At 64.2% G+C, this 25,526-nt stretch carries 23 protein-coding genes and 2 pseudogenes; 20 read left to right on the top strand and 5 right to left on the bottom strand.

Annotated features, from left to right (window positions below):
• Window positions 1-48: 48 nt before the first annotated feature.
• Window positions 49-513 carry an FKBP-type peptidyl-prolyl cis-trans isomerase gene (locus tag IVB29_RS36025; RefSeq protein ID WP_247508178.1) on the top strand — a complete coding sequence of 155 codons (465 nt, stop codon included), beginning with the start codon at window positions 49-51 and terminating at the stop codon, window positions 511-513.
• Between the two features lie 70 nt (window positions 514-583).
• On the opposite strand, the gene IVB29_RS36020 is transcribed toward IVB29_RS36025, so the two are convergent.
• The gene (locus tag IVB29_RS36020) at window positions 584-802 is read right to left on the bottom strand and encodes a CsbD family protein (RefSeq protein ID WP_247508177.1); all 219 of its coding nucleotides are present in this window, start codon (window positions 800-802) and stop codon (window positions 584-586) included.
• A 127-nt stretch (window positions 803-929) separates the two neighbouring features.
• Here IVB29_RS36020 and IVB29_RS36015 point away from each other — a divergent pair, with 127 nt between their 5' ends.
• From IVB29_RS36015 to IVB29_RS36005, 3 genes are all read left to right on the top strand, one after another.
• Window positions 930-1,445 carry a cupin domain-containing protein gene (locus IVB29_RS36015; protein ID WP_092028967.1) on the top strand — a complete coding sequence of 172 codons (516 nt, stop codon included), beginning with the start codon at window positions 930-932 and terminating at the stop codon, window positions 1,443-1,445.
• Window positions 1,446-1,574: 129 nt separating this feature from the next.
• Window positions 1,575-2,003 carry a VOC family protein gene (locus IVB29_RS36010; RefSeq protein WP_247508176.1) on the top strand — a complete coding sequence of 143 codons (429 nt, stop codon included), beginning with the start codon at window positions 1,575-1,577 and terminating at the stop codon, window positions 2,001-2,003.
• Between the two features lie 43 nt (window positions 2,004-2,046).
• Window positions 2,047-2,535, top strand: a complete 489-nt coding sequence (locus tag IVB29_RS36005) for a VOC family protein (RefSeq protein WP_247508175.1) — start codon at window positions 2,047-2,049, stop codon at window positions 2,533-2,535.
• A 143-nt stretch (window positions 2,536-2,678) separates the two neighbouring features.
• Here the strand turns inward: IVB29_RS36005 and IVB29_RS36000 are convergent, their stop codons facing one another.
• Together IVB29_RS36000 and IVB29_RS35995 are read right to left on the bottom strand one after the other, a co-directional pair.
• On the bottom strand, window positions 2,679-3,839 hold the full coding sequence (locus IVB29_RS36000; RefSeq protein ID WP_247508174.1) for a hypothetical protein: 1,161 nt from the start codon (window positions 3,837-3,839) through the stop codon (window positions 2,679-2,681).
• Window positions 3,840-3,841: 2 nt separating this feature from the next.
• The gene (locus IVB29_RS35995) at window positions 3,842-4,543 is read right to left on the bottom strand and encodes a FecR family protein (RefSeq protein WP_346731328.1); all 702 of its coding nucleotides are present in this window, start codon (window positions 4,541-4,543) and stop codon (window positions 3,842-3,844) included.
• Between the two features lie 51 nt (window positions 4,544-4,594).
• Here IVB29_RS35995 and IVB29_RS35990 point away from each other — a divergent pair, with 51 nt between their 5' ends.
• A complete protein-coding gene (locus tag IVB29_RS35990; RefSeq protein ID WP_247508172.1) occupies window positions 4,595-6,025 on the top strand; it encodes a glycosyltransferase family 39 protein in 1,431 nt (476 codons plus the stop codon).
• Between the two features lie 57 nt (window positions 6,026-6,082).
• Here the strand turns inward: IVB29_RS35990 and IVB29_RS35985 are convergent, their stop codons facing one another.
• Entirely contained in the window at window positions 6,083-6,724 is a 642-nt protein-coding gene (locus IVB29_RS35985) for an OmpA family protein (protein WP_247508171.1), read from the bottom strand.
• 414 nt (window positions 6,725-7,138) lie between these two features.
• Here IVB29_RS35985 and IVB29_RS35980 point away from each other — a divergent pair.
• The 4 genes and pseudogenes from IVB29_RS35980 to IVB29_RS35965 all read left to right on the top strand — a co-directional run.
• A pseudogene (locus tag IVB29_RS35980) lies at window positions 7,139-7,768 on the top strand (peptidoglycan-binding domain-containing protein); the annotation flags it as partial.
• A 285-nt stretch (window positions 7,769-8,053) separates the two neighbouring features.
• Window positions 8,054-8,299 carry a hypothetical protein gene (locus IVB29_RS35975; RefSeq protein WP_247508170.1) on the top strand — a complete coding sequence of 82 codons (246 nt, stop codon included), beginning with the start codon at window positions 8,054-8,056 and terminating at the stop codon, window positions 8,297-8,299.
• A gap of 120 nt (window positions 8,300-8,419) precedes the next feature.
• Entirely contained in the window at window positions 8,420-8,674 is a 255-nt protein-coding gene (locus tag IVB29_RS35970; protein ID WP_247508169.1) for a hypothetical protein, read from the top strand.
• A gap of 106 nt (window positions 8,675-8,780) precedes the next feature.
• The gene (locus IVB29_RS35965; RefSeq protein WP_247508168.1) at window positions 8,781-9,941 is read left to right on the top strand and encodes a crosslink repair DNA glycosylase YcaQ family protein; all 1,161 of its coding nucleotides are present in this window, start codon (window positions 8,781-8,783) and stop codon (window positions 9,939-9,941) included.
• 76 nt (window positions 9,942-10,017) lie between these two features.
• On the opposite strand, the gene IVB29_RS35960 is transcribed toward IVB29_RS35965, so the two are convergent.
• Window positions 10,018-10,449, bottom strand: a complete 432-nt coding sequence (locus IVB29_RS35960) for a DUF2809 domain-containing protein (protein WP_247508167.1) — start codon at window positions 10,447-10,449, stop codon at window positions 10,018-10,020.
• A gap of 79 nt (window positions 10,450-10,528) precedes the next feature.
• Between IVB29_RS35960 and IVB29_RS35955 the strand changes: the two genes are divergently transcribed.
• From IVB29_RS35955 to IVB29_RS35905, 11 genes and pseudogenes are all read left to right on the top strand, one after another.
• Window positions 10,529-11,860 (top strand): MFS transporter, encoded by a 1,332-nt coding sequence (locus IVB29_RS35955; RefSeq protein WP_247508166.1) that lies wholly within the window; start codon window positions 10,529-10,531, stop codon window positions 11,858-11,860.
• Between the two features lie 249 nt (window positions 11,861-12,109).
• On the top strand, window positions 12,110-13,216 hold the full coding sequence (locus tag IVB29_RS35950) for an efflux RND transporter periplasmic adaptor subunit (RefSeq protein WP_247508165.1): 1,107 nt from the start codon (window positions 12,110-12,112) through the stop codon (window positions 13,214-13,216).
• Between the two features lie 176 nt (window positions 13,217-13,392).
• Window positions 13,393-16,530 (top strand): efflux RND transporter permease subunit, encoded by a 3,138-nt coding sequence (locus IVB29_RS35945; protein WP_247508164.1) that lies wholly within the window; start codon window positions 13,393-13,395, stop codon window positions 16,528-16,530.
• Window positions 16,531-16,563: 33 nt separating this feature from the next.
• Window positions 16,564-17,163 (top strand): TetR family transcriptional regulator, encoded by a 600-nt coding sequence (locus IVB29_RS35940; RefSeq protein ID WP_247508163.1) that lies wholly within the window; start codon window positions 16,564-16,566, stop codon window positions 17,161-17,163.
• 70 nt (window positions 17,164-17,233) lie between these two features.
• On the top strand, window positions 17,234-17,857 hold the full coding sequence (locus tag IVB29_RS35935; protein WP_247508162.1) for a flavin reductase family protein: 624 nt from the start codon (window positions 17,234-17,236) through the stop codon (window positions 17,855-17,857).
• Window positions 17,858-18,107: 250 nt separating this feature from the next.
• The gene (locus IVB29_RS35930) at window positions 18,108-20,375 is read left to right on the top strand and encodes an acyl-CoA dehydrogenase (protein WP_247508161.1); all 2,268 of its coding nucleotides are present in this window, start codon (window positions 18,108-18,110) and stop codon (window positions 20,373-20,375) included.
• Window positions 20,375-21,658 (top strand): acetyl-CoA C-acetyltransferase, encoded by a 1,284-nt coding sequence (locus tag IVB29_RS35925; protein WP_247508160.1) that lies wholly within the window; start codon window positions 20,375-20,377, stop codon window positions 21,656-21,658. Before IVB29_RS35930 ends, IVB29_RS35925 begins: the two co-directional genes overlap by 1 nt.
• 2 nt (window positions 21,659-21,660) lie before the next feature.
• Window positions 21,661-23,757: a 3-hydroxyacyl-CoA dehydrogenase NAD-binding domain-containing protein gene (locus IVB29_RS35920; RefSeq protein ID WP_247508159.1), complete on the top strand. Its 2,097-nt coding sequence runs from the start codon at window positions 21,661-21,663 to the stop codon at window positions 23,755-23,757.
• Between the two features lie 56 nt (window positions 23,758-23,813).
• Entirely contained in the window at window positions 23,814-24,566 is a 753-nt protein-coding gene (locus IVB29_RS35915; RefSeq protein WP_247508158.1) for a fatty acid desaturase family protein, read from the top strand.
• 80 nt (window positions 24,567-24,646) lie between these two features.
• Window positions 24,647-25,051: pseudogene (locus IVB29_RS35910) on the top strand (acyl-CoA thioesterase); the annotation flags it as partial.
• Window positions 25,052-25,286: 235 nt separating this feature from the next.
• Window positions 25,287-25,478: a hypothetical protein gene (locus IVB29_RS35905; protein WP_247508157.1), complete on the top strand. Its 192-nt coding sequence runs from the start codon at window positions 25,287-25,289 to the stop codon at window positions 25,476-25,478.
• Window positions 25,479-25,526: the final 48 nt, after the last annotated feature.

The following is a 25,526-nucleotide window of genomic DNA, read 5'->3' as shown; positions in this document are numbered from 1 at the left end:
GTACCTTCGTTGCGCTAGACACCTCCCGCCTCAAACGGAAGGTACCTCATGCAGCGTTTCCAGCGCGCACTCCTCGCCATCATGTCGGCACTCGCGATCACTTTGATCGGTGGCGTGTCCGGCTTCGTTTCCACCACGGCCTCGGCCCAGACCGCAGGAAAGACCATGACCACAGCTTCAGGATTGCAAGTCATCGACAGCGTCGTCGGCACCGGCGCCTCGCCAAAGCCCGGCCAGACCTGCGTGATGCACTACACCGGATGGCTCTATGAGAACGGCCAGAAGGGCAAGAAATTCGACTCGTCCGTCGACCGCAACGAGCCGTTCGAATTCCCGATCGGCAAGGGCCGCGTCATCGGTGGCTGGGACGAGGGCGTTGCCACGATGAAGGTCGGCGGCAAGCGCACGCTGATCATTCCGCCGCAGCTCGGCTACGGCGCTCGCGGCGCCGGCGGCGTGATCCCGCCGAACGCGACGCTGATGTTCGACGTGGAATTGCTCGCGGTGAAGTGAGCACACTGCGCACCCGCAAACAAAAAGACCGGCCATGCGGCCGGTCTTTTCATTGTCAGTTCTGTGCGCGTTAGTCTGCTGCGCGCTTTGCCGACGCAGCGGCGCGATCCACCGCATCCTTCGCGGCTTCTTTGGCGTCGCCCATGGCCTTCTGGCCCTTGCCCTTGACTTCCTGAACCGCGCCTTCGCCCTGCAGCCTATCGGAACCGGTGGCTTCACCAATGCCCTGCTTGGCCTTGCCGACGGCTTCGTTCGCGGTGCCCTTGATCTTGTCGCTCGTGCTACCCATGGAAACTCTCCTTCCGATTTGCTCGCCAGGACAACACTTGGCGGCTATGAGAGTTCCTTTTTTGGTATGGCTTGATGTCGCGGCTTTGGTTAGTTTCGCCGCACGGAACCAACAGAAAGCAAGAATCATGACCGGCCATGACCACACGCATTCGCACCATGACCACGATCATCATGACGATCGCTGGAAACATGACGGCGTGCGCGTCATTCCCGGCAACCAGCTCGACACCAACGTGCCGTCGACGGCCGGCATGGACCGCGCGGCCGCGATCAATTTCGCCCGCGTCGGCGCGCAGAAATTGTGGGCGGGCACGGTCAGCATCAAGCCTGACGCCAAGACCGGCGCGCATCACCATGGTCATCTCGAAAGCGTGATCTATGTCGTGAAGGGCAAAGCGCGGATGCGCTGGGGCGAGAGCCTGCAATTCACCGCGGAGGCCGGCCCCGGTGATTTCATTTTCGTGCCGCCCTACGTGCCGCATCAGGAGATCAATGCCAGCCCCGACGAGGTGCTGGAATGCGTGCTGGTGCGCAGCGACGGCGAGGCGGTTGCGATCAATCTCGACATCGAGCCGATCGAGAAGCCCGAGACCGTGCTGTGGGTCGATCCCATTCACCGGGATCCCAACGAGAAGAAGTAAGGGCCTGAAAGCCGGCTGGTTCTGTGCGGCGGAACCACGCAGGCGCAATCTTAAAAAATATCCGGAAGCGGTGTCGGGTGGCCGTCGGGCCATCCGTCCTTGGGCAGAACCCACGCCCAGGAGCTTCCGATGCCCAAAATGATTTTCGTCAATCTGCCGGTGACTGACCTCAAGCGCGCCACCGCCTTTTACGAGGCGGTCGGCGCGGTCAAGAATCCGCAATTCAGCGACGATACGGCGAGCTGCATGGTCTTCTCCGAGACCATTTTCGTCATGCTCCTGACCCACGATAAGTTCCGCAAGTTCACCCCGAAGCCGATCGCGGATGCCAAGACTTCGAACCAGGTGCTGCTCTGCCTCTCCGCGGACACCCGCAAAGAGGTCGACGACATCGTCGGCAAGGCCGAGGCCGCGGGCGGAGTGGCCGACCCCAGCCCGAAGGACGAGTACAGCTTCATGTACGGCCGCAGCTTCGAGGATCCGGATGGGCATATGTGGGGTGTGAACTGGATGGACATGGCAGCTTTCGCCGAGCAGTCCGACATGGCGAACGCCTGATCGAAATCCAAGCAAATCGAAACGCCAGAGAGGAGCCTTCACGATGTCCAAGCTCGTGCCCTGCATGTGGTTCAACGGCGATGCCGAGGAAGCCGCGAAGTTCTACGTCTCGCTCGTGCCGAATTCGGAGATCACGCACGTTCAGCGCAACGTTTCGGACGGCCCGTCCGGCAAGGAAGGCTCGGTACTCGTCGTCGAGTTCACGGTGGCGGGGCAGCCGCTGGTCGCGCTCAACGGCGGCATGAAGATGGAATACACCCACGCACTCTCGCTGATGATCCATTGCGACGATCAGGCCCAGGTCGACAGCGTCTGGAATGCATTCCTCGCCGGTGGCGGCAGGGAGCAGCAGTGCGGCTGGATCAGCGATCGCTGGGGCGTGTCCTGGCAGGTGGTGCCGAAGGTGATGTTTGAATTCCTGTCGAGCCCCGACAAGGCCGCGGCCGCGCGCGCGATGCAGGCCATGATGAAGATGGTCAAGCTGGATGTGGAAGTGCTGCGGCGCGCGTTCGAGGGCAAGTCGGCGGCGTGATGCGGCACGCTCCCGCCACATGATCGGTGTCATCGCCAGGCTTGACCGGGCGATCCAGTACTCCGAGACGGCGCGATGATACGGAAGAGCCGCGACGTACTGGATGCCCCGCCTGCGCGGGGCATGACGGCGGAGGTTGGGGCCTAATAATTGATCCGCAGCCCCACGCCGCCATGAATCGTGTTGCCGACCGGCTGCGGGCCGAGCGTGCCGTTCGCGAACAGATCCACGACCCAGCCTTTCTGCACGCGGAAGCCGAGCCGGCCGCCATATTCGAACCAGCCCTGGTTGCCCATCGTCGGCACCACCGTGCCGTCACCGGTGACGGTGGCGACGATGCCGCTATGGCTGGCGAAGGACTGCACCCAGCCGCCATTGATGTTGGTCTCGATGTTGCTGCCGAAGAGATGCGTCCACTGGCCGCCGATCTTGACGAGGCTGGTGCGGTCGGTGCCGGTCGCGATGGTGGCGTCGAACGGATTGAACGCGACCGCGCTGTCGCTGTAACCCGAGACGCGCTGCCAGAGCTGCCAGACCTCGATCGAGGCGGCAACCTCGTCGCGCGGTGACACGCGGCTCATCCAGCCGGCGCGGCCGTAGACGGCGTAATTCGAGGCGTTGGTCGACCCGGTGACGGTGACAGGGCCGAGGCTGGTGTTGTAGCTGCGCGTGTAGCGCGCCTTCTCCCATGGCGTCAGGATGGTGCCGATGTCGAAGAACGGGCGCGACGAGCCCCAATCCGTGAAATCATAGCGCAGTGCGAAGGCGCCGATCGGCGCGCTGGTGATGTGGTAGCCGCCTTCGTTGTACTGCGTGTAGGCAATGCCGGCGAGCAGCGACAGATTGTTGGTGAGTTCCTTGCGGCCGTGGATGCCGGCCGAGAACGAGCCGGCCGAGCCGAACGCGCTGATGCAGTCGCTGCAATTGACCTGCTCGTTGACGCCGAGCAGCACCGTGCCGAGCACCCGGTTGGTGATCATCTGGTTGAAGCGCTGGCCCGCGAGACCGCCGATCGAGCTGCCACTGGAATCCGCGCCGGTCGGGCCCGTCGGTGGAGGCGGTGGATACGGGCTCGGCGAGGGCGACGGATAGGGGCTCGGTGAAGGAGAAGGCGACGGTGTCGGCGTGTATGTCGGTGGGGGCGACGGTGAATAGGTCGGGTAAGGCGTCGGCCCACCGCACTCGGATTCGCACTCCGCCGCCTGGACGGTGGCCGATCGCGCATCGAACACGAGAAACGCAAACGCGGCAGTCGCGGTCAGTGCAGCTGCGAGGATGAAACGCCTGACGCTGAATCTCGCCATCGTCACCGCCCGCACAGCATGCCGTCGTCGTGGACGGCGGGCGTGATGGTCGGCGATGCGTCGGCATATTGGTTGACGGAGCACAGTCCGGCACTTGCCGCGCAATTGGCGGCAAACGTCCAGGGCGGTGTGTTGGTCTTGGTGATGACGATCTTGCCGCCGGTCGATGTGATGATCGCGGTGTCGCCGGGCTGGGCCAGCTGCACGCACTGGAAGCTCGTGGTGCAGACGCTGGCGGCACCGTCCTGCAGCACGACGACGGAGCGCCCGCGCTGGGAGAGGATGTCGAGCGTGGTGCCGCGCACGCCGATCGTCGCGAGCGGCGTGGTGATCTTGTAGGCGGTCTTCTCCGAATGTCCGGTGACGAAACGGAATGCGCCTGTGGTCATGCGGATCGCGACGTCGCGATAGCTGTGCTCGTCGTTGAAGACAGTACGGTCGAGCTTCAGCGTGGCGCTGGGGCCGAGCGACAGGTTGGTGCTGTCGGCCATGACGAAGCGTGCCGCGCTGTCGGCGCCGGTTCGCACGGTCTCGTCGCGCAGCATGCTGTCGCCGACATTGATCGGCGTGGTGGTCGCGGCCACACGCGCCACGTCGTTCTGGATCAATACGGCTTCGCCGACGCGTGTTTGCGCCTGCGCGCTAAATGATACGCACACTACGGCCGACAACAGCGTTGGGAAAAGCCAGAAACGCAAATTCATTTCGCAACCGATCGATGTGTCCCTGATCGTACCGGATCGCACGCGCTTCTGATGTGGCGAAATTATCACAAGCGGTGCGGTACGTGCGTTATGCTTAGTGACAGTTGCGGCAGAATGCGTTCAATGAAAAGTGCCGTCTTTGTTTTTCTCCGCGGTGAAGCAGATTTGCCACGCAAAATAGCCCCACAGCAGTCGCTCGAATTGCCTGCGGTTCCGAAGATGTCGCGGAGCGCAGTGATCGCTGTCGTGATTTTCCTGATCGCGCATCTGGCGCTGCTGATCGGTCTCACCACGCCGGAGAAGTTCGTTTTCGACGAGGTGCATTATGTGCCGGCTGCGCGGCAGATGCTGTCGCCATCAATGTCGCAGCCGATGCTCAATCCGATGCATCCGCCGCTGGCCAAGGAGCTGATCGCGACATCGATCGCAGCCTTCGGCGACCATGCGCTCGGCTGGCGCTATCCGGCGACCTTGTTCGGCGCGCTCGCGATCGTCGCGATCTATCTGTGCGGCCTTGCGCTGTTCGCCGCGCAAGGACCCGCCATCGCGGCGGCGCTGATCGCTGCGTTCACCCAGATGGTCTACGTGCAGGCGCGCATCGCGATGCTCGACATCTTTGCGCTGGGCTTGGGCCTGCTCGCGGTTGCCGCCTTCATGCATGGCTTTCGACGAGAGCGGCCGCATGCGCTGTTCGCGCTCGCGGGAGCGCTGTTCGGTCTCGCCGCGGCCTGCAAATGGAGCGGCCTGTTTCCACTCGGGGTCTGCATCGCCACCGTCGCGTTGATCCGCCTGATGCAGGGCTGGCGCACGCTGTTCGCCGACGCGAAGCCGGACGACTGGTATCGGCCCGATCTCTGGCCCGACTTTCGCGCGGCTCATGTCGCGCTCTGCTTTGCCGTGCTGCCGGCGCTGACTTATCTCGCCAGTTTCGTTCCGCTCTATGGATTGTCGCTGCCGGATCTGATCGAGGCGCAGCGCCGGATCTTTGCCGACAACACGACGACTGCGATCGCCGGCCATACCTATATGAGCTCGTGGCCGTCCTGGCCGCTGCTGGCGCGCCCGGTGTGGTTCCTGTTCGACAAGACCGCGGAGGACAACGTCTCCGCGATCGTCTTTCTGGGCAACCCGCTGGTGCTGTGGCCGGCGCTGCTGGCGCTCGTGATCGTGCTGCGCGACGTCGTCGTCGTGCGCCGCTGGGATGCGTTCCTGATCGCAGCGTTCTACTTCGGCTCGTGGCTCGCCTGGGCGTTGCTGCCGCGCACACTTGGCTTCATCTATTACTATTTGCCGGCCGCAACCGTTGCGTCGCTTGCACTGGTGTATGTGCTGCGACGAGCGGGGCTGCCGCGCTGGCTGCTGTGGGCCTATGTCGGCGTGGCTGCGATCGGCTTTGCGCTGATGCTGCCGATCTCGGCGGCTTTCATCGGCGTCTCGATGCAGAATTTCAACCGGCTGATGCTGTTCCAGAGCTGGATATGACATCGCCGCCGGCCGGGGGAGCGGCAGGCGGCGTGTGTCGTGGCGATCACGCCAAGATCATTTCGACGCGGTCTTGGTGTCCATGTTCACGACCTGGACGCGGCGGTTGATCGGGTCGGCACCGTTGGCGGTGTCCTTCAGCTTGGTCTTGCCGTAGCCGACGGTGACGAGATCGGTGCCGGTGAGGCCGTAGGTCTGCACCAGGTACTTCTTGATGGTGTCGGCGCGCCGTTCGGAGAGGCCTTGGTTGTACTCTTCGGTGCCGACCGCATCGGTGTGGCCGGCGACCACGAAGGTCGAGCCCTTCAACGACGGATCGGACAGCGCCTTGCCGAGCGCCTGCACGGACGGCACCGAGGTCTTGGCGATGTCGGCCGAGTTGTAGTCGAACTGGATCTCCAGATCGATCTTCGGCTTGGTCGCCGCGAGCTCGGCGATCTGGTCGCGCTCGCCCATCGAGAGCGACCGGGTCTGCCGGTTGCGCACGGTGTTCAGGAATGTCGCTTCCTTGGCCTGCGCGGTCGGATCGGCCGGCCGATCGACGGACAGGCCGCGGGTCGCCGGCTTCGGCTTCAGCGCATCCAGGATCTGGCCCGCGGAGACGTTGCCGTCGCCGGCCAGCGCCAGGCCCGCCGTCATCGACAGCGCGGCCGTGAGGGTAATCGCCTTCAGTGCAAAGAACTTATCAAAACGGGTCATTGTCGTATCCTCGCTGTTACGCCTGATGGCGATTTGATGCTGCGAGCCTAGGGCAGGTTCAAAGGCCCTGATGTGATCCTGATCACGGTGGCGAGAGGGGCTTCCGGGCCCATCCTAGCGCATTTTGCGGGGTTTCGGATCGCGCAACCGGCTCCCAGGGAGGGCTGCCTGAGCAGCCGAACAGGTATCGTCGAGTCTTTTTTGGGGCCGGTTCGATCCGCGGTGATCCCAACGTGATCTAGATCACATCCAGCGTCCGTGAAGGAGATCACACTGCGGGCATCGATGGTTCTGGATCCCGGGAGAAAGACCATGCGTTTCCTGCTCGCGGCAATGTCCCTCGCGGCCTTCGTCTTCAGCGGCAGCGCGGCGCTCGCCGACAAGCGCGTCGCCTTCGTGGTCGGCAACGCCGCCAATCCGTCCGCCGCGCCTGCGCCGGATGCTGCGGGACCTGCGACCGTCGCCCAGGCCGGCGAAGTCGAGCTCGAGTTCTGGCGCTCGATCAAGGACACCAACAAGATCGAGGAGCTCAACGCCTACCTCACCAACTATCCGAACGGCACCTTCAAGCCGCTGGCGCTCGCTCGTATTGCCGCACTGCAGGACGGGCCCTCGACGACGACGCGCAATCTCACCGCCGGCGTCGATCCAGCCACTTTCACCGACGCGGCCGACCAGGTCTCCGAGGACCAGATTGGCCTCGACAAGAACCAGCGCCGCGACGTGCAGCGCCGCCTCACCGGCCTCGGCTTCGACGTCAAGGCAACCAGCAAGTTCGACGAGGAGACCCGCTTCGTGATCAAGCGCTGGCAGGCGGCGCGCGGCTATCCCGTGACCGGTTATCTCAACAAGCTCCAGCACAAGGCGATGCAGTCCGAGATCGTCTCCAGCCGCGTTGCCACTTCCGACGAGTCCGAGGACGAACCGTCGCGCCGTCGCTCCTCCGGCGGCGGCAGCCGTCACGCCCATGGTGGAGGCGGCGGCATGGGCGGTCCTGGCGGTGTGTTCGGTCACATGATGGGCGGGCTGTTCGGTCGCCGCTGAAATCGGAACCATCGCAAACGTCGAGGCGGTGCAAAGTTCGAGGCGGTCCTTGGGGCCGCCTCATCTCGTCGGAAACCTATACACATCGATCGTCGCAAAGCCGTCGCCGCATGGCCCGGCTGCGAACAAGCTTTCGGCCAGATGCGCGACTAGCACGACTCATCGCCCGCTAGCCGCATGCAAAGAGGAGCCGAGTTCCGTCCAGTGCCGAGGCCAAGTGACTATCAGCGTGATTACCAATCCTATCGCAATGGCCCGCCGGATCGGACCGTCTCTCTGAACGCCATGCCCATCTATATCGGCGCGGCAATGATCGCGGTGGCGATCTTGCTGTCGACGCTGATCACGGGGTTGACCTCCCGCTATGTCGGCCTCGAGGGGCCGACCGACGAGAACATGTGGCTGGTCGACCGTCTGACCGGCAGCGTCTATCGCTGCCAGGGGGACGGGCGCGGCAAGGCCTCGTGCGAGCCTGATGTCGCCACCGGCAGCGTTGGCGACCGGCCCAAGGCGCCGAAGGACGGCCGCTAGGCTCATCCGCTTCGCACCGCAGCAACAAAAATTGCTTCTCCGCGAAACATTCTCTCTGGAAAAACGTACTAACGCATACCGGCATGGCGCCGGTTTGTTTTTTACGGAGGAGACTTTTCGATGAAGATCTTGCTGACCGCCGCCGCCCTTGCCGGATTCGCTCTCTCCCTGTCGCCCGCCTCCGCCGCCATGATGGCGTGCACCGGCGAGAACATGATGAAATCGACAGCCATGATGATGGGCACGGCCGACACGCCGGCCAAAGTCGCGGCCAACAAGGAAATGGCCATGGCCAACACCGACATGAGCAATGGCAAGATGAAGGGCGGCTGCATGCATTACATGAAGGCGCAGAAGGCTATGATGATGAAGTAGGCGCCAAGGCGCGCTCGTCCGGCCGCGCTGTCAGCAGTTGGCAGCGCGGCTTTTTCTTTGGCCGCATCTTTGCCTTCCCGCAAATCCCGCTACATTGCATGCCGCAATGTCCCGCGCACCAAAACCGCTTCCGATCACCACGACACAGGCCCGGCAGATCTGGCTCCACGCCCAGAGGCTGGACGCGCGCGCGCCGTTCGGGGAGGGCGCGCATGCGGTGGCAGATGCGATATCCCATCTCGGCTATGTGCAGATCGACACCATCAACGTGATCGAGCGCAGCCACCACCACATCCTGTTCAGCCGCATCCCGTCCTACCGCCGCGCCGATCTGCGCCAGGCCCAGAGCGTCGACAGAACCGTGTTCGAATACTGGACCCATGCGCTGTCCTACGTGCCGGCGAACGATTTCCGCTTCTTTCTCCCCGCGATGCGCGAGCACAAGCGCGAGGGGCACAAATGGTACGCCTCGGTGAAGCCCGCCGACACGCGCAAGGTGATGCGGCTGCTGCGCGCCGGCCCGCTGACGATCCGCGACATCGAGGATGACGTGCTCACCGAGAAGGAGCACCTTTGGCAGAGCCGAAAGCCTTCGAAGCGGGCATTGCAGCTCGCCTTCTACACGGGCGTCGCGACCGTCAGCGAGCGCCAGGGCATGCTCAAGACCTATGAGCTGATGACGCGACATTTCGGCTGGGACAAATTGCCGAAGTCGGCGTCTAGCAAGGACATCACGGCCTACCTGCTCGACCGTGCGCTGCGCTCGCAAGGTGCGGTGAGCCTGGATTCGATCTGCCACCTCGACGCGCCGAGCAAGAAGGCGGTGGCAAGCTTGATTGCTTCTCGCGTCCGTCGCGGTGAGCTCGTGCCCGTTGCGCTCGAAGGCGCCGGCAAGCAGGAGCATTGGGCCGCGCCTGCAGCGCTCGAGCCGCACGAGGTGTCGCCCGATCTCGTCCACATCCTGTCGCCGTTCGATCCCCTGATCATCCAGCGCAAGCGCACCAATCTCATCTTCGGCTACAATCATTTGTTCGAAGCCTATGTGCCGAAGGCCAAGCGCAAGCTCGGCTATTTCGCGCTTCCCGTGCTGGTCGGTGACGAGATCGTCGCCGCGCTCGATCTCAAGACCGATAGGCAGGCGAAGAAGCTATTGATGCAGAAATGGACCTGGGTCGGGCAGGGCAAGAAGACCGCGGGGCGCAAGGAGCTGAAGCAAAAGATCGAGGACGAGCTCGATCGGTTTGAGCGGTTTCAACTGGCGGACTGATTGTACGGTGGATTAGCGCAGCGTAATCCACCACGGTCTGTTGCCGCAAAAGCAGACGTTGGTGGATTACGCTGCGCTAATCCACCCTACGCATCCCGCCAATCGATCGATCGATCCAAACGCCGAACGCAATCCCGACCGCATAAGCCACCAGATTCCACAGCGAGAAGATGCGCCCGAGCAGCAGCGCGCCGGCCATGGTCAGCCGGAACGTATCGAGCCATGGCGTGTGCACGAGCCGGGAAAACTCGACCATGACGGCGATGGCCATCGCGACGGCTGCAATCTGTGCCCGCGTCAGCCGCGGCAGCAAAACTCCGACCAGCAGAAACACCATCGTTGCCCACAGCAGCGAGCCGCCATACTTCACGACGAAGGCGGGAAGTCCGAGCGGAAAGCCGTACCAGCGCAAGCCAAGTCCGCAGGCGATTACGACCAGCGCGAGGGCGGCGCGGATCAGCGACCTCTGTCGCAGCGCAACGGGGTTGGGCCGCTGCGCCTCGTGCATTGCTTGCTCCATTGACTCTTTGCCCGCGATGCTCAAAACCCCGGATCAGCTCACAAAAGCAACAACCCGGGGGGAAGCCATGAGCCAGACAACGACCTATGCCGGTTCGGCCGGCGGAGCCAAGTCCGAAATCGAGACATCGACCATCCGCGCCATCTCCTGGCGCCTGATTCCGTTCCTGGTGCTGGCCTACTTCTTCTCCTATCTCGACCGCGTCAATCTCGGTTTCGCTGCGCTGACCATGAACGCGGAGCTGAAGTTCACGCCGCTCATCTTCTCCTGGGGCGCCGGCATCTTTTTCATCGGCTATTTCATCTTCGAGGTGCCGAGCAATCTGGCGCTGGAGAAGTTCGGCGCCAGCCGCTGGATCGCCCGCATCATGGTGACCTGGGGCATCATCTCGGCGCTGATGGCGCTCACCAGTGGGGTCACCAGCTTCTACGTGCTGCGTTTCCTGCTCGGCGTGGCCGAAGCCGGCTTCTTTCCCGGCATCATCCTCTATCTCACCTATTGGTACCCGGCCGAATATCGCGGCCGCTTCCTCGCGGCCTTCGCCATTGCAGTCCCGGTCTCGACCGTGATCGGCGCGCCGATCTCGGGCCTTCTGCTCGGGCTCGACGGCGCCATGGGCCTGAAGGGTTGGCAATGGCTGTTCATTCTCGAGGGCATCCCCTCGGTGCTGCTCGGCATCGTCACCTGGTTCTATCTCACCGACAGGCCGGAGAAGGCGGACTGGCTCTCGTCCGAGCAGAAGGCCTGGCTCAAGGCGAAGCTCGACGCCGAGACCGCGGCCAAGCAGGCTGTGAAGCATCTCTCGCTCGGCGAGGCGCTGTCCTCGCCGAAAGTGATCATGCTGAGCCTGGTCTATTTCGGCTTCGTCGGCGCGCTCTATGGCATGCAGTTCTGGCTGCCGCAGATCGTCAAGGCGTTCGGCCTCACCAACGCGCAGACCGGCTTCGTCACCGCGATCCCCTATGTGTTCGGCACCATCGCGATGATCCTGTGGGCACGGCACTCGGACGCCACGCGCGAGCGCGTGATGCATGTCGGTGCGCCCATGATCCTGATCGCCATCGCGCTCGCCGTCTCGAGCTATCTCACCGACCCCGTCATGACGATGGTGGCGCTGACCTTCGCCGCCATCGGCGTGTTCTGCGTCTTCGGCGTGTTCTGGACCCTGCCGACCTCCTGGCTTTCCGGCACGGCGGCGGCCGGCGCCATCGCACTGATCAACTCGATCGGCAATCTCGCCGGCTTCGGCGGGCCCTATCTGATCGGCTGGGTCAAGGAAGCCACCGGCCAGACCTCGACCGGCCTGCTCGTGCTCGCCGTGCTGCCCCTGCTCGCCGGCATTCTGGTTTTCGTCGGCGGCCACGAGACCAAGCACGAGTTCGCGGAGCAGGGGCGGTAGACCGGCATAGTCTCGTAAGGCGGGCAAAGGCGTGCTTTTCGCACGCCGTGCCCACCATCTTTTCTCATCGTATTCGGGCGTAGCGGGCACGCTTCGCGTTGCCCGCCCTACAATTGCACCGTCCTGGCGACACTCATCCCAATCCTTACCACCCCTTAACGATCACGCTTTCCTGATGACTGACGAATATTGACTTTCATTAGTGAATAGTCGACATTCCTCTCATTGCAGAGGCAGGAGTGTCCTTCGATGTTCGTCCGGTCAGTTTTATCGAGCTATTCCAAGCTCTTGGCAGGTGTGTCGCTGGCTCTGATGGCCGCTGCGCTGTCCGGGTGCAATGATACCGTTGCGCAAAAGGCCGAGCCGCCGCGGCCGGTTCTGGTCGCAGCCGCGCATTATGATGCCGAGACCCCGGAGCGCAGCTTCGTCGGCACCGTCCGGCCCCGGATCGAGAGCGATCTCGGCTTCCGCGTCGCCGGCAAGGTCGCCAAGCGTCTGGTTGAAGTCGGCCAGACCGTCGAAATCGGCCAGCCGCTCGCCACTCTTGATGAAATAGACCTGAAGCTTCAGGCCGAGCAGGCTGTCGCCGAGCAAACTGCATCAACCGGCGTGCTGGCGCAGGCCGCCGCCGCCGAGCAGCGCGCCAAGGATCTGAAGGTCAAGGGCTGGACCACGGATGCGGCGATGGATACGAGCCGGGCCGCCGCCGACGAGGCCCGCGCGCGTCTGGACCGCGCCGTGCGCTCAGTCGAACTGACCAAGAATTCCCTTTCCTACGCGACGCTCAACGCCGACGCCCGTGGCGTCGTCACCGCAACGCTGATTGAGCCCGGCCAGGTGGTTGCCGCAGGCCAGACCTCGATCCGCGTCGCCCGCTTTGCCGAAAAGGAAGCGGTCGTCGCGATCCCTGAGACGCTGGTCGGACGTGCCAAATCGGGCGCCGCCAGCGTCACTCTTTGGTCGGAGCCGGGCAAGAAGTACACGGCGAAGCTGCGCGAGATCGCGCCAGCCGCCGATCCGGCCACGCGCACTTATCTTGCAAAGTTTTCGCTGCCCGAGGCCGACGACAAGGTTTCGCTCGGCATGACCGCGACGCTGACGCTGTCGGACGCTTCCACCGAGCGTGTCGCACGGCTGCCGCTGTCGGCGCTGTTCAACGAAGGCGGCAAGCCGTCCTTCTACGTCGTCGACGACAACGGCGCGGTCACGCTCAAGCCGGTCGTGGTGAAGTCCTACGAGAGCAACGACGTCGTCATCACCAGTGGTGTGGAAGAGGGCGCCAAGATCGTCGCCCTCGGTGTGCAGAAGCTCGATCCGGGCCAGAGGGTGCGGATCGTGTCGTCCTTGTCCTTCTAGAGTTTACGAGTTCGTCGTTGCGAGGAGAGTTTCGGCCCGTGCGCAAATGCTGGGGCTGAAGCGGCGAAGCGATCCAGAACCTGCCCAGCCCCCTGGGTTGCTTCGCTGCCTCGCGACGACGGTTTGAACAGAGCGGCTGTGGTTTTTTGCAACTGGACCATCTTTCGGAGAGAGCGATGAAGCGCTTCAACCTTTCGGCCTGGGCCGTCAGCCATCCGACGCTGGTCCTGTTCCTGATGATCATACTCGGCGTCGCCGGCTTCTTCTCCTACCAGAAGCTCGGTCGCGCCGAAGATCCGTTCTTCACCGTGAAGGTGGTCAACGTCTCCGTGCTATGGCCGGGTGCGACTTCGCAGGAGATGCAGACCCAGGTCGCCGATCCCATCGAGAAGAAGATCCAGGAGCTGCCTTACTTCGAGAAGGTGCAGACCTACTCGAAGCCCGGCTTCACCGCGCTCCAGGTCACCTTCCGCGACTCCACGCCGCCCAAGGACGTGCCCTATCTCTTCTATCTGCTGCGCAAGAAGCTCGCCGACGTGCAGGGCCAGTTGCCTTCGGGCATTCTCGGACCCGTCGTCAATGACGAGTTCTCCGACGTCGATTCCATCCTCTACATGATGACCGGCGACGGCGCCGATTACGCCCAGCTCAAGAAGGTCTCCGAAGGCTTCCGCCAGCGCCTGCTGAAGGTGCCGGGCGTTACCAAGGTCGACGTCTACGGCAATCAGGATGAGCGCATTTTCGTCGAATTCAGCCACGCCAAGCTCGCGACCCTCGGCATCACGCCGCAGGCGCTGTTCGATTCGCTCGCCAAGCAGAACAATGTGACGCCGGCCGGCACGGTCGAGACCTCGTCGCAGCGCGTGCCGCTGCGTGTTACCGGTGCCCTCGATGGCGCCAAGGCCGTCGCTGAAACTCCGGTCGAGAGCAACGGCCGCGTGTTCCGCCTCGGCGATATCGCCACCGTCACCCATGGCTATGTCGATCCGCCGAGCTTCGTCGTCCGGCAGGAAGGCAAGGCCGCGATCGGCATCGGCGTCGTCACCGCCAAGGGCGCCAACATCCTCGATCTCGGCAAGGAGGTCGAGAAGGCGACGGCTGAATTCATGAAGGCGGTGCCGCAGGGCGTCGACGTCAAGCTCATCGCCGACCAGCCGAAGGTGGTCGAGCACGCTATCAGCGAGTTCGTGCACTCCTTCATGGAAGCGCTCGTCATCGTGCTGTTCGTGTCGTTCCTGGCGCTCGGCTGGCGCACCGGCATCGTGGTCGCGCTGTCGGTGCCGCTCGTGCTCGGCATCGTCTTCATCATCATGAACGTGATGTCGCTCGATCTGCACCGCATCACGCTGGGTGCGCTGATCATCGCGCTCGGTTTGCTCGTCGACGACGCCATCATCGCGGTCGAGATGATGGTGGTGAAGATGGAGCAGGGCTGGGATCGCTATCGCGCGGCGTCGTTTGCCTGGGAATCTACCGCGTTTCCGATGCTCACGGGAACGCTGGTCACGGCCGCTGGCTTCCTCCCCATCGGCTTTGCCAATTCCGCGGTCGGCGAATATGCCGGCAGCATCTTCTGGATCGTGGCGATCGCGCTGGTCGCCTCCTGGTTCGTGGCGGTGATCTTCACGCCCTATATCGGCGTCATGCTGCTGCCGAACATCAAGGTGCACCACAATCACGATCCGCACGCGGTCTACGAGACCCGCATGTACCGCGGCCTGCGCGCCATCGTGCAATGGTGCGTCAACCACCGCATCACGGTGGTGGTCGCGACCGTCGGAATCTTCATTGCCTCGATCGTCGGCTTCGGTCACGTTCAGCAGCAGTTCTTCCCGCTGTCGGAGCGGCCCGAGCTGTTCCTCCAGCTGCGCCTGCCTGAGGGCACCGCCTTCAACGTCACCGAAAAGGCAGTGAAGTCGGCCGAGACGTTGTTGAAGGACGACAAGGACATCGAGACCTATACCGCCTATGTCGGCCAGGGCTCGCCGCGCTTCTGGCTCGGCCTCAATCCGCAGCTTCCGAACGAGGCCTTTGCCGAGATCGTCATCGTCGCCAAGGGTGTCGAGGCGCGCGAGCGCATCAAGGCCAAGATCGAGAACGCGGCTGCCGAGGGTTTCCTGTCCGAGGCGCGCGTGCGCGTCGACCGCTTCAATTTCGGCCCGCCGGTCGGCTTCCCCGTGCAGTTCCGCGTGATCGGCCCCGACGCCAACAAGGTACGCGAGATCGCCTATCAGGTCCGCGACGTCATGCGGCAGAACAAGAGCGTCAAGGACGTCCAGCTCGACTGGAACGAGCAGTCGCCGTTCCTCAAGCTCGTCGTCGACCAGGATCGCGCCCGCGCCATGGGCCTGACCCCGCAGGACGTCTCGCAAGCACTCGCGCTGCTGATCTCGGGCACCCCGGTCACGACCATCCGTGACGGCATCGAGAAAGTCGGCGTGGTTGCCCGCGCGGTCCCGTCCGAACGCCTCGACCTCGGCGGCGTCGGCGATCTCACCATCACCTCGCGTAACGGAGTCGCCGTGCCGCTCCAGCAGGTCGCCAAGATCGAATATGCCCACGAGGAGCCGATCATGTGGCGGCGTAACCGCGACATGGCGATCACGGTGCGCTCCGACGTCGTCGACGGGGTGCAGGCGCCCGACGTCACCGGCCAGATCGCCCCGAAGCTGAAGCAGATTCAGGACAACCTCGAGCCGGCCTACCGTATCGAGCCGGGTGGCGCGTTCGAGGAATCCGCCAAGGGCAACGCCTCGATCTTCATCCTCTTCCCGCTGATGGTCATGGTGATGCTGACGCTGCTGATGTTCCAGCTGCAGAGCTTCTCGCGCCTGATCCTGGTGTTCCTGACCGCGCCGCTCGGCATCGTCGGCGCCTCCTTCGGCCTCAACATCGCCAACGCCCCGTTCGGCTTCGTGGCGCTGCTCGGCCTGATCGCGCTCGCCGGCATGATCATGCGCAACGCGGTCATCCTGGTCGATCAGATCGAGACCGACGTCTCGCATGGCCTGACCCGCCGCGAGGCGATCGTGGAGGCAACCGTCCGTCGCGCCCGTCCGGTGGTGCTGACGGCGCTCGCCGCGATCCTCGCCATGATCCCGTTGTCGCGCTCGGCCTTCTGGGGCCCGATGGCGATCACGATCATGGGAGGACTGTTTGTGGCGACATTCCTGACGCTGCTGTACCTGCCGGGTCTCTACGCCCTGTGGTTCAGGAAGAGCCTGGACGAGGCGGGCACCCCCGAACAACCTGCCGCGCCGCAGCATGGGAGCGGTGACCAGCACGCAATTCCGCTTGCTGAAGCGGCTGAATAAATGAGAAGACTACCGACGAACGAGTCCTGACTGATGGCCCTGATTTCGGAACATATCGAAGGCGACACCCGGGACCGTATTCTCGAGGTGGCCGAGCGGCTGTTCCGCCAGATCGGCTATCAGAAGACCACGGTCGGGGACATCGCCAAGGAGCTCAGGATGAGCCCCGCCAACGTGTATCGCTTCTTCGAATCGAAGAAGGCGATTCACCAGTCGGTGGCCCGTTCGCTGATGGGCGAGGTTGAGCTCGAAGCGCAGCGGATCGTGGCCCGGCCCGGTCCGGTACTCCCGCGCTTCCGCGAGCTGCTCACCACCGTCAACCGCATGAACACCGAGCGCTATGTCGGTGACAACAAGCTGCATGAGATGGTCGAGATCGCCATGCAGGAGGACTGGGACGTCTGTGTCAACCACATGGAATGTATCGCCGGAATGATCGGCCAGATGATCGCGCAAGGCGTGGCCTCCGGCGACTTCGAGGCCCCCGACCTGCAACTGGCCGCGCTGTGCGCCTGCACCGCGATGATGCGCTTCTTCCACCCCCAGATGATCGCCCAGTGCGCCACCAAGCCGGGCCCGACCATCGACCAGATGATCGATTTCGTCATCGCCGGTCTGTCCCCGCGCCACTGACGGGCGGGGGCGTTTCCCCCTATAAGCTGCTTCGCATTGCCCGGAATGGCGGATAGCGGAGAAGCAGCGCGTGACCGACAAAGACCTCTACTTCTACGAGCCCTCCAAGGGCCATGGCCTCAAGCACGATCCCTTCAACGCCATCATCGCGCCGCGGCCGATCGGCTGGATCTCCTCGCGCGACACCAACGGCCACGTCAACCTCGCGCCTTACAGCTTCTTCAACGCGTTCTGCTACGTGCCGCCGATCATCGGCTTCTCCTCCACCAACTGGAAGGACTCGGTCTCGAACATCAAGCAGACCGGCGAGTTCGTCTGGAATCTGACCACGATGGACCTCGCCAAGCACATGAACGCGACCGCGGCGCATGTCGGCCCCGAGGTCGACGAATTCGAGATCGCGGGCCTCACCGCCGTGCCTGGCAAGCTCGTCAACGTGCCGCGCGTGGCCGAGAGCCCGGTCGCCTTCGAGTGCAAGGTGTCCGACATCGTCCGCCTCAAGGGCGCCGACGGCAAGGAAGCCGATGCCTGGCTGACCCTCGGCGAGGTCGTCGCCGTCCACATCGACAAGGCCATGATCAAGGACGGCGTCTACCAGACCGCCGCCGCCCGCCCCATCGTCCGCGCCGGCCGTCGCGGCGATTACTTTGAGATCAAGCCGGAAAACATGTTCGAGATGGTCCGGCCGGATTAGGCCGGCCTCTCCCTCCACGCCGTCATTCCGGGGCGCGCCGTCAGGCGCGAGCTATGATGCGCAATTGCGCATCTGAGAATCCATTCGTCAACCAACGCTGCCCCTCCCCGGAACTGCCCCCACGCCCCGGCCGTTATGGTCCCCGGGGGGCGGCCGCCCGGCCGCGTCAATTTTGCCAGCGAAGTGTTCACTCCCGCCCGCCGGTTTCCGCTAAAATGCCCTGTCACCGCGCCGATGCATGAGGTCCGCCATGAGCTTCCGCCGCGACAAAATCACAAAGCCGATCTTCTCCTGGGCGCGCGGCGTGCTGCCGGCGATGTCCGACACCGAGCGGGAGGCGCTGGAGGCCGGCGACGTCTGGTGGGACGCCGATCTCTTCACCGGCAATCCCGACTGGTCGAAGCTGCTGAAGGTGCCGCAGGCAAAGCTGACCGCCGAAGAGCAGGCCTTCCTCGACGGCCCCGTCAACGCGCTCTGCGCCATGCTCGACGAGTGGAAGATCCTTTGGGAATGGCGCGACCTGCCGCCGGACGTCTGGCATTTCGTCAAGCGCGAAAAATTCTTCGGCATGATCATCCCGGAAGAATTTGGCGGCCTCGGCTTCTCGCCCTATGCGCATTCGGAAGTGGTGCGCAAGATCTCGACCCGCTCGATTGCAGCCGCCGTCACCGTGATGGTGCCGAACTCGCTCGGCCCCGGCGAGCTGCTGATGCGCTTCGGCACCAAGGAGCAGCAGGAGCGCTGGCTGCCGCGTCTTGCCGATGGCCGCGACATTCCCTGCTTCGGTCTCACCAGTCCGGAGGCCGGCTCCGACGCCGCCTCGATGGTCGACACCGGCATCATCTGCAAGGGCGTGTTCGAAGGACAGGAGGTCATCGGCCTCCGGCTCAACTGGCACAAGCGCTACATCACGCTCGGCCCCGTCGCGACGCTCTTGGGGCTCGCCTTCAAGGCCTATGACCCCGATCATCTCGTCGGCCAGCAGGAAGCGCTCGGCATCGCCGTCGCGCTGATCCCGACCAATCTGCCTGGTGTCGAGATCGGCCAGCGCCATCTGCCGTCGATGCAGGTCTTCCAGAACGGCCCGAACCGGGGCCGCGACGTCTTTATTCCGCTCGATTACGTGATCGGCGGCCAAGAGCGCCTTGGGCAAGGTTGGAAGATGCTGATGACCGCGCTTGCCGCCGGCCGCGGCATCTCGCTGCCGTCGCTGTCGGCCGCTGGTGCCGCCTATGCGGCGCGCACCACCGGGGCCTATGCCCGCATCCGCGAGCAGTTCGGCATCTCCATCTCCAAATTCGAGGGCGTCGAGGAGCCGCTCGCGCGCATCGTCGCGACCGCCTATCAGCTCGATGCGGCGCGAAGGCTGACCTGCGCGGCGTTGAACGCCGGCGTCCATCCCGCCGTCATCTCCGGCATCATGAAGCTGCATGCGACCGAGCGGATGCGCATCGCGGTCGACGACGCCATGGACATCCATGGCGGCAAGGCCGTGATCGACGGGCCGCAAAACTATCTAGGCAATCTGCACCGCGCCGTGCCCGTCGGCATCACGGTCGAGGGCGCCAACATTCTCACGCGCAATCTCATCGTGTTCGGGCAGGGCGCCATCCGCGCCCATCCCTATCTGCTCGACGAGATGAATGCGCTTGCAGACACCGATCGCGAGCGCGGCCTCGCTGCGTTCGACAAGGCGTTCTGGAAGCATGTCGGCCACAGCTTCAATACCTTGCTCCGCGCCTTCGGCCGGAGCTGGACCTTTGGTGCCTTCGCGCTTGCGCCTGATGCGGGCGACGCGACGCCGTTCTATCGCCAGCTCTCGCGCTACTCCGCGGCGTTCGCACTCTGCGCCGACATGGCGTTGCTGACGCTCGGTGGCGCGCTCAAGCGCAAGGAAATGCTGTCGGCGCGTTTCGGCGACATTCTCTCCGAGCTGTATCTGCTCTCGGCCGCGCTAAAACGCTGGCAGGACGAGGGGCGGCAGAAGGAGGACTTTGCTGCGCTCGAATGGTGCATGGCGACGGGCTTCAAGACCATCGAGAACCGGCTGGCCGAAATCCTCGCCAATCTGCCGAACCGCTTCGTTGCCATAATCCTCAAGCTCGTGGTGCAGCCGTTCGGCGCCCGCGTGCTCGGCCCGTCCGACCGCGTCGTGCACCAATGCGCCGGCATCGTGCTGGAGCCGTCGGCCGCGCGCGAGCGCCTCACGCCGGATCTGGCCCATGTCGACGACGACAGCGGCTTTGCCCGGCTGGAGCGCGCGTTCAAATTGGTTACGGGGACGGACGCGATCACCAAGCGCATGCGCGCCGCGCATATAAGCGACTGGAAGGACGCCGTGACCAAGGGCGTGATCACGCAGGCCGAGGGCGAGCAGCTTGCCGCCGCTCATGAAGCCGTCACAAAGGTGATCGAGGTCGACGATTTTGCGCCGGAGGCGCTGTCGCCGATTTACAAGAAAACCGGCGACGTGCATCAATTCTTCCAGGAACTCGGTGAACAGAGGGCGGCGAGCTGATGGCACGACCGGTTTTCATCGTCGACGGCAGCCGGACGCCGTTTCTCAAAGCGCGTTCGGGACCGGGACCGTTCACGCCGGTCGATCTCGCCGTGCAGTGCGGACGGCCGCTGCTGGCGCGCCAGCCGTTTTCGCCCACCGATTTCGACCAGGTCATCCTCGGCTGCGTCAACGTCATCGCGGACGAGATGAACCCGGCTCGCGTCGCTGCGCTCCGGCTCGGCATGGGCGAGGACATGGTCGCCTTCACCGTGCAGATCAATTGCGGCTCCGGCATGCAGTCGATCGACACCGCCTATCGCTACATCCGCGAAGGCCATGCCGACATGATCCTGGCCGGCGGCACCGAGGCGCTCAGCCACGCGCCGCTGGTCTGGCCGAACTCCGGGGTGCGCTGGTTCGCTGGTCTTGCGACTGCCAAGGGCATAGCTGCGAAGGCGGCCGCCGCCTTCAAGCTGCGTCCGCGTTATCTCAAGCCGATCATCGGCCTGGAGCGCGGGCTGACCGATCCCATCACCGACCTCAACATGGGCCAGACCGCCGAGGTCGTCGGCCATCTCTTCAATATCACCCGCGCGCAGTCCGATGCCTATGCCGCCGAAAGCCACCGCCGGCTAGCGCATGCGAAGACCGCAGGATTCCTCAAGGGCGAGGTCGAGACCGCGTTCTCCCGCGACGGCAAATTCTTCGACCATGACGACGGCGTGCGCCCGGACTCGACGGCGGAGACGCTCGCAAAACTTCGGCCGGTGTTCGAGCGCCCCTGGGGCCAGGTCACCGCGGGCAATTCCTCGCAGATTACCGACGGCGCCTCCTGGGTGATCCTCGCCTCCGACGCGGCAGTCGCAAAGCACGGACTGACGCCGAAGGCCGCGATCGTCGACAGCAACTGGGCCGCGCTCGATCCCAGCATCATGGGTCTCGGTCCCGTGATGTCGGCAACGCCGCTGCTTCAGCGTAACGACCTCACCATCAGGGACGTCGACACCTGGGAGCTGAATGAGGCTTTCGCCACGCAGGTGCTTGGCTGTCTCGCCGCCTGGAACGACGACAAGTTCTGCCGCGAGATCCTTGGGCTCGACGGCGCGGCCGGTGAGATCGACCGTGAAAAACTCAACGTCGATGGCGGCGCGATCTCGCTCGGCCATCCCGTCGGCACCTCCGGCAATCGCATCGTGCTGCATCTGGTCAATGCGATGAAGCGGCTCGGCACGCGGCGCGGAATTGCCACCGAATGCATCGGCGGCGGGCTTGGCGGCGCCATGCTGATCGAGGCGGTGTGACCATGGATTCCAAAATCATGACCGCGCTCGGCGACCGCGTGCTGGAGCTGGGACCCAAGCCTGCGGCCGACGGCCCCTACAAGCACTTCAAGCTGACGCGCGATGCCGATGGCGTCGCCTGGCTGCTGTTCGACCGCGCCGATGCCAGCGCTAACACGCTCTCCGCCGAATTGATGGAGGAGTTCGACGCCGCGCTCGCGGCGATCGAGACTGAGCGTCCGGCCGGCCTCGTGATCCGCTCGGCAAAGCCGTCCGGCTTCATTGCCGGCGCGGACGTCAATGAATTCCGCGGCGCATCCGATCCCGGGATGGTGGAAACGCGCATCCATGCCGCACATGCCGTGGTTGATCATCTGGAAGCGCTAAAACTGCCGACGGTCGCGGTGGTCCATGGCTTCTGTCTTGGCGGCGGGCTTGAGGTCGCGCTGGCCTGCCAGTCGCGCATCGCCATCGACAGTGCGCGCTTCGGCTTCCCCGAGGTGATGCTGGGCTTGCATCCCGGCCTCGGCGGCACCGCGCGCTTCACCGCGCTGGTCAACCCGACCCAGTCGATGGCCTTGATGCTGACCGGCCGCACCATCGATGCGCGCCGCGCCAAGTCGCTCGGCCTCGTCGATACCGTGACGCACGAGCGCCACGTCCGTAACGCGGTCAAGGACGCGCTGTTCGGCCGCCTGAAGCGGGCGCGGCCGGGCCTTCTGACGCGCGCGGCCAATTTTGGCCCTGTGCGCGGGCTCTTGGCAAAGCGCATGCGTTCCGAGGCGGCAAGGGCCGCGTCCCGCGAGCACTATCCGGCGCCTTACGCACTGATCGATCTCTGGGAGACCCACGGCGGCAGCAAGGCCGCGATGCTGAAGGCCGAGCAGGCGTCCTTTGCCAAGCTGATGGTGACGCCGACTGCGCAGAATTTGATCCGCGTGTTCTTCCTGCGCGAGCAGATGAAGAAGGCCGCAGGCTCCGGCAACACCATCAAGCACGTCCACGTCATCGGCGCTGGTGCCATGGGCGGCGACATCGCGGCCTGGTGCGCGGGGCAGGGGCTGCGCGTCTCGCTCGCCGACATGAAGGCCGAACCGATCGCCGCCGCGGTGAAACGCGCCGCCGAGCTCTACGGCAAGATCATCCGCAAGCCCACCGAGGTGCGCGATGCGCTCGATCGCCTCATCCCCGATATGGACGGCGAGGGCGTCCGTAACGCCGATCTCATCATCGAGGCGGTGCCGGAAAAGCTCGAGCTGAAGCAGAAGGTCTACGCCGGCCTCGAGCCGAAAATGAAGCCGGGCGCGATCCTTGCGACCAACACGTCGAGCATTCCGCTCCAGGATTTACGAACGACGCTGGCGCGGCCGGAGCGGCTGGTCGGCCTGCACTTCTTCAATCCGGTGTCGCGGCTGCAACTGGTCGAGGTCGTCAGCCATGACGGCAACGATGCGCAAGTCTTGAAGGAGGCGCTCGCCTTCGTCGGTGCAATCGATCGCCTGCCGCTCTCGGTGAAGAGCTCGCCCGGCTTCCTCGTCAACCGCGCGCTGACGCCTTACATGCTCGAAGCGATGGTGATGCTGGACGAGAAGACCGACCCGCGCCTGATCGATGCCGCCGCCGAGCAGTTCGGCATGCCGATGGGGCCGATAGAGCTTGCCGATCAGGTCGGGCTCGACATCTGCCTCGACGTCGGCGACATGCTGCGCACTAAATTCGGCGATTTGCTGCCGCCCACGCCGGCTTGGCTGCGCGAGAAAGTCGCCAAAGGCGAGCTCGGCCGCAAGACCGGCAAGGGCTTTTACGTCTGGAAGGACGGCAAGGCCGAAAAGGCGCCGCTTCCGGAGACCGGCCCGCGCGTCACCGACCAGATGATCGACCGCCTGGTGCTGCCGATGTCCAATGTCTGCGCCGCTGCGCTGCGTGAGGGCATCGTCGCGGATCCTGACGCGGTCGATGGCGCCATGATCTTCGGCACGGGCTATGCACCGTTCCGCGGCGGTCCGCTGAATTACGCGCGCACGCGCGGGGTAGAGAATGTCGTGTCCGCCTTGCGCGCGCTGGCTGAGCGATTCGGCGGACGCTTCGCGCCCGATCCGGGCTGGGACGGTTTGAAATAGGGAGTGTCGGCATAGGATGCTATCATGGGTGGTGCGGCCCGTGAGGAGTATCGCCGATGCCGACGATCCCGTTCTTCAAGCATGCGACCTTGCGCGAGATCATCATCACGCGGCTGTGCTGCGGGGCCGATGCTGTCGTGATCCTGTGCTGCGCGGTTTATCTCGTTGGGTGTTACCACGCGGTGGGATTGCGCTGGCCATGGCTGATCGTGGCGCTCCTGGTCGGGTATTTCCTTGCTGACCTTTTTTCGGGGCTGGTGCATTGGGTGGTCGACACCTGGATCGACGAGGGGATGCTCGGCCGCGGCATCGCGATGACGCGCGAGCATCACACCCACCCGAGCCACGTCCTGCTCTACGAATTCTTCGACCAGGCGTCCCTCGGCGCCGCGCCGAGCGCCCTGGTGGTCGGGAGTGCTGCCGCGGTCACGGCGTTGTTTCCGGTTTCCGCGCTCACCTATGCGCTGATGATCGTCTGGTTCGCGATCGCGACCTGCATGCTGTTTGGCATGAGCTTTCACAATCTCGCGCACTGGCAGGTCCGCCCGCCGCTCCTGCGCATGGCGCAAAGGCTGCATCTGGTCTGCTCACCCGAGCATCATTGGCGTCACCACCGCGAACACACCATCCGCTATTGCGTCATCAATGGATGGGCCAATTATCCGTGCGACCTTCTCCGGCTTTGGAGCAGGCTGGAATGGCTGGTGACTGCAACGACCGGGCGCGCGCCGCGGGCCGACGATGCGGAGTGGCAACGCAAACTCGACGATAGCGGCGCCTTCGCCGGCTCCCCGCGGCCGGCTGGATAGTGCAAGCTTGTCTCGTGCCGATGTTGCGCAAGGCCACGCGGCTTTGTATCCAGAGACGAGAGCCGCTGGAGATCGACCATATGACCGACACGCACGTCCACGCCCCTGTCAGCTCCGATGCCGGGCCGAGCGGAGATCTCTGCATCCGCACGCTGGCGATGCCCGCCGACACCAACGCCAACGGCGACATTTTTGGTGGCTGGCTGCTCAGCCAGATGGACGTCGGCGGCGGTGTGTTTGCATCGAAGGCGGCGAAGTCACGCACCGTCACGGTTGCGATCGAGGCGATGAACTTTCGCAAGGCCGTCTATGTCGGCGATCTCGTTTCCGTCTACGCCAACCTTGTGCGCGTCGGGCGCACATCCATGACCGTGCATCTCGAAGCCTGGGCGTTGCGGCGCAGGGAGGAACATCCCTTTCTCGTGACCGACGGCAATTTCACCTATGTCTCGATCGACGACCATGGCCGCCCGCAAGAGGTGCGCCCGACCCGCGACGTAATCGCGCGCGGCGCTCTGCCCCATCTCACGAAGACGGGCGTCACGCCAAACGCGGCGCTGATGAGTCAACGGTCGCGGCTTCGCCAACAACCGGTCATAAAACGGATGAGGTCCCGGCGTACTCAATTGCGTGTCGATTCGGGGCGGAAACCGGCTGATTTGCCCGAGGAACTTTCGGGCAGAGATGCCGTTATCTGCCCGCACTGAGGAATCTACGGGCATGCCGGACAGCTACATCATCGAAGTCAACTCGAAGACCGCGGGCATTGTCGTTCGCGGCGACGGAGGCTACTGCTTCTTCGCCTCGTCGCACCAATTCAATCGCCTCGAAGGCCAGCTCTTCCGTAACGCCCGCGAAGCCGAGCGCGCCGCGCGCAAGCTGGTTAACGGCGATGTGAAGGAAGCGGCGTAGCCTTCTTCCTTCTCCCCTTGTGGGAGAAGGTGGCGCGAAGCGCCGGAT

The organism is Bradyrhizobium sp. 1 (assembly GCF_023073315.1).
GTDB lineage: Bacteria > Pseudomonadota > Alphaproteobacteria > Rhizobiales > Xanthobacteraceae > Bradyrhizobium.
This window is presented reverse-complemented; position numbering and strand designations above follow the sequence as displayed.